Genomic DNA, 8,709 nt, shown 5'->3' on the forward strand with positions numbered 1-8,709 from the left:
AAAGCCAGAAGTTATGGCTAGAGGCAATCCAAATCCTAAAACACAGCATTTGCCAAAGCAGAAAACTAATTGGAATAATCTGCCTACAGAAGTTAGCAGATATCCCAAAGCTTTCTCCCAACAAATTTTAGGATATGCACGAGCGCTCGATGGTCAATGCAGCCCATTTGAGTCGATTATTCCTCTATTAGATAAACTAACTGCTGATGAACTAGAACAAATCAAGCTGGCTATTGAATGCTTATCTAGCAAAGAATTAGTACAGTCGGGTGACAATGGCTATGGCAATTTAACTGAACCTTTGCCCCAGATACAACAAGCATCTGGAAAGGAGACAAATTCACCTGTCGCAGACGCTACGTATAGCTTGCTACCCCATACTAATACGATTTCTGCCCCATCCTACAGTGAACAACAGCACTCCTCACCACAAGAGAGTTCCCCTCCTGTAGTGCTGGACTCACCAACACCAGAAACTGAAATTGCAGTGTACACAGCAAGTAGTGAGGTGAAGCAGTACCAACCAGTAACAGACTTGAGCAATTGTCAAGCGGAACAACTGCGCTCAAGGTTTGGTTTTGTTCCTTCGAGATTCCAATTAGGAATTATTGACTGGGTTATTAACCAAAAAGGTAACGGCTGCTGTAATGCTGTCGCCGGGTCTGGTAAAAGTACGACACTTTCTATTGTTGCTAAGGCTCTTTGGGAGATAGGATTAAAACCTCATGAAATTAAGATTTGTGTTTTTGGTAAGGATAATTCAACCCATTTAATAAAAAAGTTTGGCCCCCTGTGGAAAAGTTCAATTAGTACGCTTCATAGTGCCGCATTTAGCTTGATTAGAAGAGAGCTTAATGTGCAACATAGTGAAGAGATAGTAGTTGCCAAGTATAAGTATCAGCGTATTGCTCAAAGCCTAAATTTAATTCCTAAGCGTGGACTGAAAATAGGTAGACTCTGGCAAGAAGGGATAATCAGCAATGATGATGATTTTCTCAAGCTGATTGATTTAGTAAGACTCTCGCATCAACAACCAACAGCAGAAGTTGTCCAAGAAATCGCTTCACATCACGACATTGAGAGTGTACAACAACCCCAGCTAGTAGCTAAATGGATTGCTTATTGTCTCACCCTTGGTGAAGAAATGGCAATCACTCAAAAAAAGCTGGATTACACGGATCAGATTTGGCTGGCTGTTAAGTGGAGATTGCACGAACGCCCTTGGTTCAAACCTTACAAATTTGTCCTGGTTGATGAATGTCAGGATTTGAATCCTTTGCAGTTAAGTCTAGTTCTCATGCTTGTGGGCTTTGAGGGGCGCATACTGGCAGTTGGAGATCCCAGACAAGCCATCATGGGGTTTGCTGGAGCCGATAACCAAAGCTACAACAACATTGTCAGCCTTACCAGGGCGGTAGAACTCCCTTTATCGATTTGCTACCGTTGTCCGAGGGAGCATATCGCCCTGGTTAAAAAGATTTTTCCTCACATCCCCATTGAACCAGCCCCAGATGCTATTGAGGGAGTAATTCATCAAATTGAAAAAAAAGGTATTGAAAATTTTCTTCATAACGGCGATGTAATTATTAGCCGCAAAACTGCCCCATTGGTTAGCTTGTGCATTAAGTTAATTGGACTGGGAATGAAGGCTACTGTTAAGGGTCGTGATGTAGGCGATTCTCTGAAGAAAGAACTCGATTTGATAGCCAAAATGCCCGGATACAGCTTTAATTTTTTCAATGATACTGTTGCACATTATCAAGAAATTAAACTGCAACGTTACCGTGATTTGGATAATGAAGAGGAATTAAGACAGAAATTGGTAGATAAAATAGAAGCGATTTTAGCTATTTATCAGTCTCACGCACAAGCTACAAGTGTTGAAGATTTAAAAAGTTATATTGATGAAATCTTCAGTGATGAAAATTCACCCATAACTTTATCTACTATCCACAAGTTTAAAGGAGGTGAGGCGGAAAGAATATTTATTTATCAACCTGAAGATGTGCCTATGAAATGGAGAAATCAACTCGCTTGGCAGGAGGAGCAAGAGAAAAATCTATTGTATGTTGCTTTAACTCGCAGTAGAGCAGAGTTGTTTATTGTTGGTGAGCCAGATTGGTATGCTCCATCAAAAGAAAAAAATGATGAAGCTAAAAAAAGTAAAAGGCAGGTAATACATTGAACATAGAATCAGTGTTCTGGGAAGCAGTGTTTTAAAAAATAATATGTTTTGCTAATTTTTGCTATTTGGTTTGACAAAAATTTAGATTTAATTAGTCCTTTTTAGGATAGTTAATCTTCCATTGTTATCAGATAATTAGCAATCTCTGAGTCTTCTAATTCTTTCAAGAAGCCAGTTAATGCAAATGGACATTTACAACTTAGTGCTGTTTCTATAGAATCAGCCTTTAACTGGTATTCTTGACAGAGAATATCAAACATATCTTCAGTAGTTAATTCTAGATTCTTATCTAATTCCCAAACTCGTACTTCTATTGAAGTTGTTAACTCATACATGAGTACACCTACTACTGCTCAAACCAGTTTAAGTTAGGACTCAAGAGCATTTAAGCATTTACTGCGATGTTTTACTAATACTACACAGCAATTTGGCTTAAGCTCGAATTATCTTCAAGAATCTTTATTTCTTCTTGAGAAAGTGCTTTAGGTTGCATTTGTTGTAACTCGCTTAAGACAATTTTGATATTTTCTGCATTAAATTTGTAATACTCAGTTAAACTGCCGATGGGATGATTAAATTCCTGATAGCGGTGTTTGAAATATAATTCAATATTTCCCCGATGCGCCCAACTACCCAATACTTTAATAGTAACAGTACCGTAGTGTGGAATTAAATCTCTTTCTATCTCTGCTATTCGCTTGATAATGGGTCTAGTGGTAACGCCTATCTTGTATAAAGTGCCGATATTAGTTTGAATTTCTAAGAAATACAATGTACAAGATAAGATGCGTTTAAGTTGAGCGTGGTACAGTTTTAAATCGGTAAGTTTGTACGCCAAATCAAGAGCATTTTTATGTTGAGCGTGTTTCAAAGCCAACTCTAATTTCAGCAGTTTTTTCAGTATTAGCGGTTCTTGCACTGTGTTGAATCCCTGGAAATCCAAAGCTCCTACAGGGATTTTACCCAAATCACTAAATTCATAACCCGGTTGTTTTAAATATATGTTTTTTCTTAATACTCCAGCTTTCAATAAGCCAGGAAATACTAAGTCACCACTAATAGGATAATTTTTAGCTCCGTACTCTCTCCACAGCAGTTTTAATTGCTTTAAATCTTTAAGAGCTAGTTCAATATTAAAATTATCATATAGTGGTAGAGTGGGAAATTCACTTTTAGCTATGGGGCGACAAGTTTCTTCATCATGGGCAAAATGATGTTCTTTTACCTTACCTTTTTTAGCAATTAAACCACCCTGGCAATAAGGACACTTGAGTAAAGTTTTACCACTGTTGATATCTTCAATACATACTAGATAGCCATCTTTATCTACACCGTATTTTAACCACATTGGCACACCATCATTTAAAAGTCGAATTGGCTCTTATCAGTGTGCTGCAACTTTTTCAAAATGTGTCTATCTTGGGGTATGATAATGTTAGTTGGAAAATTTAAGTGTCATACACTGAAGCGTAAGCGATCGCAGGGATAACTTTTCCTGACCGAGCGTCATCTGGGGAAGATTGCCCATAAATCAGCGTCTTCCGCGTGGTTCTAGCTATATAATAAATTATATATAGCTAGAACAAGGGACTTGAGCGCACCGCAGAAAAACCGAACAACGTAATCTATTTACGGGACGTTATGGATTTTTACATAGCGGTTGAAGTATTTGTGAATATCCGAAATGGCTAGTAAAGACTGATGACCCAATTGAGGGCGTGAGAGCGTTTTTTGGGGCAGATAGATTAACTTTGGGACAAACAGGTAAAAAAGATAGGCTATGTATCCCTATTTAGGATATAAGGTTACGTAAAGAGACATTATCGTAACCTAGTTTTTATGTCTGGTCGCATCGTAAAAGTCAATAATGATACTCTGCCTTCGGTAATGGAATGGTGGACTCAACCGGATGTGTTGGCGATGTTGTTGGCACAGAAGCGTAGTCAGTCCACTCGTAGGGCCTATGACTGGGACATTAAAGATTTTTTTGCCAGGATGTTTGGGGTGGAATCGACGGCGGAATGGGTGGTACGATTTTTGGCACTGCCAGGGGCGCAAGCCTTGGGGTGGGTGGTTAAGTACAAAGCCAAGCTAATTGAGCAGGGGTTATCGGAGGCTACGGTTAATCGGCGGTTAGCTGCTTTACGGGCGCTGGTGCATCAAGGTAGGGTGTTGGGGGTTTGTGGTTACACCTTGGAGGATATCAAGGGTGAGACTGTTATTAAATATCGAGATACCACTGGTGTTACTCCCCAAGAATTTAAGCAGATTCTTTTGACTTGCGATCGGACAACAGCCAAGGGGGTCAGGGATTATGCTTTGCTACGCTTGCTTTGGGATAATGCGCTGCGCCGGGGGGAGATTGCCAAGTTAAAGATAGGGGATTTTGACCGTCAAAATAGCAAACTCATGGTTTTGGGTAAGGGAAGGGGGAGTCAACGGGAGGCGATTGATTTAACTCCTAAGACTAGGGATGCAATTTGTTATTGGTTGGCGTTTCGGGGGTTGGCATCAACTAAAGATGCGTTGTTTGTGGCGTTAGATAAGAATACACCAGGGCATCCTTTGTCAGATACGGGGCTGGCCAAGATGGTGAGAACACGGGCCAAACAGGCGAATATTACTAAGCCGTTATCACCGCACCGCATTCGGCACAGTTCAATTACGGCGGCGTTGGATGCGGGGCAGAGTGTGCGGGAGGTGCAGAAGATGAGTCGGCACATCAAGCTGGAGACGTTGATGATTTATGACGATAATCGACAGCAGCACCAGTTGAAGGTGAGTAGTGTGCTGGCGGATTTGGTTTGATGGTGTCTAGTTGTCAAAGCGATCTGCTTGTTAATTAGTTCTGGGTGTCACAATTATTGTTTGTCATGACTTTATATATTAGTAACTATCTAATTTTCTGACGGATGTTTGTAATGAGGTTGATTAATCGTGGGACATAAATAGTCAAAAGAATTATCAGTATGCTCTAGTTGCATATTCCGAGGTGCATTTAAAGCAATGACAGCATCGCCACAAACCTGTATACCAAGAGATTTCAACCCTGTTTACTGCTGTATAATACTGATGTATCCCTTATTTTCAACTAATTATGGTACAAACAATCCAAGCGCGGGATATCAGTCTTTACGAACTAGAGGAAAATTTTGGGTTGGAGTTAGTTACCAACACTGAATTTTTCACAGAATGGACAGAAAATTTACCCTTACTAACGGATAACGAACAATTATCTTTAGAACGAGTAAAAAGTAATTATTTAAACTTAACTAAACGCCGTCCCATGTCCGAAGAAGTAGTGAAGATGGTTGTACTGTCTCCACTGCTTGATTTAGCTGGTTTTTATCAACCTACTTTCGAGATTGAAACAGAAACCTCTACTGAAATTTCTGCTATTGATGAAAGTGTTATTGTTAAAGGTAGTATTGATGTTTTAGTCGTAAATAAAAGGCTTTGGATACTTGTTATTGAATCTAAAAGCACTAAATTTGATGTAATATCTGCACTACCTCAAGCACTTGCTTATATGCTCGACACTCCTAATGTTGAACGACCGACTTTTGGGTTACTTATCAACGGTAGAGAGTTTGTTTTTGTCAAGCTAGTTCAGGCAGAAAAGCCAAAATATGCTCGGTCTGATGCTTTATCAATAGAAAAACAAAATGAATTTCAGCAGGTTTTAAGTGTACTAAAGAAACTTGGTGAATTAATTTGATTGTAATATTACTAAAAGTGTTGAGGAATAGAATTATCATCCATTCTGGGTTATTCCTCATCTTCATCTGTATATAGGTTATCGTCAAGGTTTACACCGAATGGTAGGGTATCAAAGCCTAAGTTTTCTAAAGTTAAAATGGCTGACTCGACTGAGTAATTGTTGATTGTTTCTTGATTCACTAGGGACGTAAGTAATTCACAAACTCCCTTGTATTGATTAGCATTGTAATCAATCCATCTGTTTTGAAATGCCAGCGCATCATGCAGTGCCATTACCACTTCTGTATAGGGGTCAAAAGGTAATTTATCGCGCAACGAGCGCATAGTACGCAGTAGATTATCTGCATAGACGGCGGCTATTGGTTCTCCAGAGTAAGAGGAGAGTTTTTGTAAATCTACTAAGAGATTTTTGGTAATTTCTACTCCTGAAACTTCTAAGACAGTCTGTTCAATATTCATTGTTTTTATCTGACAATAAGTTCAGTTTATTTGGAGCTAATTCACATTTTATAGAGTAGATTTATGGGATGAAACCGCAGTTGGGATAAGCTCTGTACCAATTCTAACGGCGATACTAAGTCTACAGGTTACTTTATTTTCTAGCGTATTAATTTTCTTCCTCAAGATACTCTACCACCGCCGTCAGGTCTGCTATGGCACGGTTAAATCGATTTAACATTGCTTGGGTTACTTCTGGGTCAGCGTTGACGGTTGCCAGTTTTTTCTTTACACAATGATCTGCTATAGCCATAACAGCCAGCCTGTATACCTGCTGCTCATAATTCCCTGTTGGTGAGGTCAGCCAGATAAAAACCAAGTTGGTCTTGTCCGCCTTATGGCGTACTATTGACATACAAACTCTGTAAGTTAGTATATTCGTCACTTACAAACTTACAGAGTTACTAACTTACAGAATAACAGAGTTACGGAGTCGGATGTGCGTATTATTGCTATTGTGAACGGAAAGGGGGGATCAGCTAAGACGACAACTAGCGTCAATTTAGCAGCCATCCTTGCTGAGAAATCAAAAGTATTATTGGTAGATGCAGATCCTCAAGGTTCTGCTACTTGGTGGGCAGAGCGCAATGAGCGAGATTTTGAACTAGCTAAGGAAACAGATACGAATGAGTTGTTAAAACTTAAAAAGGTAAAAGGCTTTGATTTTATTATTGTGGACACTCCCCCAGCACTCCACTTTGATGCACTGAAAATTACTATCGATGCAGCTGATTTTGTTGTGCTGCCTTCTCCGCCAGCCCCAATGGATCTTCAGGCGCTAATTGAAACAGTACAAGCATCAATAATGCCAGCAAAAGTTAAGTTCCGAGTTTTATTAACCCGTGTTGATCCGCGTAGTTTAGGTAAGGCGCTTGATGCTCAACAAGCATTGATGCAAGGGGGTATTCCTGCATTTAACGGATTTGTTAGGGCTTATGCTGTTCATGAACAAGCTGCTCTTGATGGCATACCAATTACTCAAGTTCGGGGAAAAGTAGCTCGTGAAGCCGAAGGGGATTATCGGCGTATTGCTGATGAGCTTTTGAGAGAGGTGAATACTCATGCCTAAGCCTCGCCGTCGTTTATCTGATCTCGTTCAAGAAGAAACGCAGAAAATCAGAGAGCCGAACTTACAGACTTCGGAAGTTACAAAGTCCGAAAGTTTGTCAGCAAATCCGAGTGAAGCAGAAGATAAAATTACAGAACAACAAACTTCCAATGTTACGGACTTACAGACTTCGGAAGTTACAGAACCTGTAAGTCAACCGAAATCTGCAAACAGAACAGACTCAACGCCAGAAGCAGTTACAGAACAACAGACTCCCAAGGTTACAGACTTACAGACTTCGGAAGTTACAAAGTCCGAAAGTTTGTCAGCAAATCCGAGTGAGGTAGAAGATAAATTTACAGAACAACAGACTCCCAAGGTTACAGACTTACAGACTTCGGAAGTTACAAAACCTGTAAGTCAACCAGAATCTGCAAATAGAACAAACTCAAAAACAAAAGAAGTTACAGAAGAACAGACTTCCAAGATTACAGACTTACAGACTACCGAAGTTACAAAGTCCGATAGTTTAGTGGAAACTCCAAGTAAAGTGCGAGATAAAGTTACAGAACAACAGACTCCCAATATTACAGACTTACAGACTTTGGAAGTTGCAGAGTCTGTTTCTTATAAGGAAAGTGCTATTAAGCGGGAGGGTGAAGCAATCAACAAAGCTACAAAGTTACAAAGTTTGAAAGATACAGACTTACAGAGTACCGAACTTCCAAAGTATTTAAAATTGGAGCGTAAGGAAACACGATTGAGACAGGATCAGATTGACGCACTCACTGATCTAACCCGTAAATTAAATAGAACAAAACGAGTTAAAGGTGGTGAAAGACTTACAGATAATACTTTGATTCGTGTTGCCGTGGATTTACTGCTGAGTAAAGCTTCGGAACTTCAAGGTACTACAGAAGATGAGTTACGAAGCTCATTAAATCTGTAAGTTGCAGAGTTTGTAACTTACAGAGTTTGTTATTAATTTATCTACAGTGTGTTTTGGATATGTCGGGATTGTTATCAGAATCAACCGATGGCCGCTCATCAGCATTTTTTTAGAAGAAACCCATTCCCTGATGACAATGCTCTGACCGTAGGCGATCGCTTGCTTTAAACGCACTAAAGTATGAAGACTGTAAATTGGGGGAGAGCTGGCGAAGCTGTCACCAGGGGCAAACTAAACAGTTTAGTTTAAATATTTTCCCCAACTATAAGGACTTCAGGGGGCAAGTTGGTGGCTCCTGCTCAAATATTA

9 protein-coding genes are annotated in these 8,709 nt (G+C 39.8%); 5 read left to right on the forward strand and 4 right to left on the reverse strand.

The genetic code is table 11. The annotated features are described in order from the left end of the window. Positions 1–13: 13 nt before the first annotated feature. Positions 14–2,185 carry an ATP-dependent helicase gene (locus H6G83_RS26395; RefSeq protein WP_190477530.1) on the forward strand — a complete coding sequence of 724 codons (2,172 nt, stop codon included), beginning with the start codon at positions 14–16 and terminating at the stop codon, positions 2,183–2,185. A gap of 110 nt (positions 2,186–2,295) precedes the next feature. Here the strand turns inward: H6G83_RS26395 and H6G83_RS26400 are convergent, their stop codons facing one another. Both H6G83_RS26400 and H6G83_RS26405 read right to left on the reverse strand, forming a co-directional pair. Further along, positions 2,296–2,520, reverse strand: a complete 225-nt coding sequence (locus H6G83_RS26400; RefSeq protein WP_190477562.1) for a hypothetical protein — start codon at positions 2,518–2,520, stop codon at positions 2,296–2,298. Positions 2,521–2,600: 80 nt separating this feature from the next. Continuing rightward, the gene (locus tag H6G83_RS26405) at positions 2,601–3,533 is read right to left on the reverse strand and encodes a GIY-YIG nuclease family protein (RefSeq protein ID WP_190477532.1); all 933 of its coding nucleotides are present in this window, start codon (positions 3,531–3,533) and stop codon (positions 2,601–2,603) included. 491 nt (positions 3,534–4,024) lie between these two features. Between H6G83_RS26405 and H6G83_RS26410 the strand changes: the two genes are divergently transcribed. Then, positions 4,025–4,993 (forward strand): tyrosine-type recombinase/integrase, encoded by a 969-nt coding sequence (locus H6G83_RS26410; protein WP_190477534.1) that lies wholly within the window; start codon positions 4,025–4,027, stop codon positions 4,991–4,993. Between the two features lie 289 nt (positions 4,994–5,282). Continuing rightward, on the forward strand, positions 5,283–5,903 hold the full coding sequence (locus H6G83_RS26415; protein WP_190477536.1) for a type I restriction endonuclease: 621 nt from the start codon (positions 5,283–5,285) through the stop codon (positions 5,901–5,903). A gap of 50 nt (positions 5,904–5,953) precedes the next feature. Here H6G83_RS26415 and H6G83_RS26420 read toward each other — a convergent pair whose 3' ends face one another. Further along, a complete protein-coding gene (locus tag H6G83_RS26420) occupies positions 5,954–6,364 on the reverse strand; it encodes a hypothetical protein (protein ID WP_190477538.1) in 411 nt (136 codons plus the stop codon). Between the two features lie 148 nt (positions 6,365–6,512). Then, on the reverse strand, positions 6,513–6,758 hold the full coding sequence (locus H6G83_RS26425; protein ID WP_242044829.1) for a hypothetical protein: 246 nt from the start codon (positions 6,756–6,758) through the stop codon (positions 6,513–6,515). Between the two features lie 84 nt (positions 6,759–6,842). On the opposite strand from H6G83_RS26425, the gene H6G83_RS26430 reads away from it, so the two are divergent. Continuing rightward, entirely contained in the window at positions 6,843–7,472 is a 630-nt protein-coding gene (locus tag H6G83_RS26430) for a ParA family protein (RefSeq protein ID WP_190477541.1), read from the forward strand. Then, positions 7,465–8,400 (forward strand): hypothetical protein, encoded by a 936-nt coding sequence (locus H6G83_RS26435; RefSeq protein WP_190477543.1) that lies wholly within the window; start codon positions 7,465–7,467, stop codon positions 8,398–8,400. Before H6G83_RS26430 ends, H6G83_RS26435 begins: the two co-directional genes overlap by 8 nt. The last annotated feature ends 309 nt before the right edge of the window (positions 8,401–8,709 follow it).

Source organism: Anabaena azotica FACHB-119, assembly GCF_014697625.1.
In the GTDB taxonomy this organism is placed as follows: Bacteria; Cyanobacteriota; Cyanobacteriia; order Cyanobacteriales; family Nostocaceae; genus Trichormus; species Trichormus azoticus_A.

Excerpts from the sequence above, each read along its gene's own strand:
- H6G83_RS26395 (WP_190477530.1), top strand. The coding sequence starts at position 14 with ATGGCTAGAGGCAATCCAAATCCTAAAACACAGCATTTGCCAAAGCAG.
- H6G83_RS26400 (WP_190477562.1), bottom strand. The coding sequence starts at position 2,520 with ATGTATGAGTTAACAACTTCAATAGAAGTACGAGTTTGGGAATTAGAT.
- H6G83_RS26405 (WP_190477532.1), bottom strand. The coding sequence starts at position 3,533 with ATGTGGTTAAAATACGGTGTAGATAAAGATGGCTATCTAGTATGTATT.
- H6G83_RS26410 (WP_190477534.1), top strand. The coding sequence starts at position 4,025 with ATGTCTGGTCGCATCGTAAAAGTCAATAATGATACTCTGCCTTCGGTA.
- H6G83_RS26415 (WP_190477536.1), top strand. The coding sequence starts at position 5,283 with ATGGTACAAACAATCCAAGCGCGGGATATCAGTCTTTACGAACTAGAG.
- H6G83_RS26420 (WP_190477538.1), bottom strand. The coding sequence starts at position 6,364 with ATGAATATTGAACAGACTGTCTTAGAAGTTTCAGGAGTAGAAATTACC.
- H6G83_RS26425 (WP_242044829.1), bottom strand. The coding sequence starts at position 6,758 with ATGTCAATAGTACGCCATAAGGCGGACAAGACCAACTTGGTTTTTATC.
- H6G83_RS26435 (WP_190477543.1), top strand. The coding sequence starts at position 7,465 with ATGCCTAAGCCTCGCCGTCGTTTATCTGATCTCGTTCAAGAAGAAACG.